1 protein-coding gene is annotated in these 709 nt (G+C 64.9%); it reads right to left on the minus strand.

Going from position 1 to position 709, the window contains the following annotated elements; genetic code table 11:
• Positions 1–63: 63 nt before the first annotated feature.
• The gene (locus BN1128_RS15785) at positions 64–543 is read right to left on the minus strand and encodes a WbuC family cupin fold metalloprotein (RefSeq protein WP_042870474.1); all 480 of its coding nucleotides are present in this window, start codon (positions 541–543) and stop codon (positions 64–66) included.
• Positions 544–709: the final 166 nt, after the last annotated feature.

The raw sequence follows: 709 nt of genomic DNA on the forward strand, positions 1-709 counted from the left end.
CCCGCCAGTGGCGGGTCTTTTTTTATGGCTGGCAGCGATGGGGCTGTCTGGGGGAGGAGGGGCTCAGCGCCCTGGCCAGCGTTGACCGACCTCGGCGTGGCGATACCAGGCCATCAGGGCCTGCTGGCCCTTGATGTCATCCACGGGCGGTGACCAGGGGGCGAAGTCCTCTTCCCGAAAGGGGGCGTAGGGGCCGTGTTTCACCTCGAAGATGACGGCGCCGGGATCCAGAGATAGCACCGCATGCCAGGTGGCGACCGGGGTCTCCAGCACCGAGGTCTCTTCCCCCAGCAGGGCGCGGGCAATCACTGTGCCTTCGTCGTCGAAGTTGAGCACCACGAAGCGCCCGCACAGGGCGGTGAGCAGCTCCCAGGTCTGCAGGTGGCGATGGGGCCGTATGTAGGTCTTTGGCTCCATGGCGATGGCGAGGCGCTGGATGGGGTCGGCCAGCTCGTCGTGCAGATTGTGGTTCATGCGCTGGCGCGGGGAGTGGGCGGCCTCGTCGGCGAGGCTGGCAAGACGGGCAACATCCAGTTTTTTCATATGCAGTTCCATGATGAGACGAAGGCAGGGTTGCGTCGGCAGAGTAGCATGCCCGCGTGCCTGCCAGGCAAGGGGCGAGCGGTAAGCAAATGTAAAAAGGGCGCCGGTCGGGCTCCCTTTTGGCATCCGAAGCTGGCGCTCACAGCTTGGCCAGCATCTCCTTGGT

The sequence above is a fragment of the Aeromonas piscicola genome, assembly GCF_000820005.1.
Lineage (GTDB): Bacteria > Pseudomonadota > Gammaproteobacteria > Enterobacterales > Aeromonadaceae > Aeromonas > Aeromonas piscicola.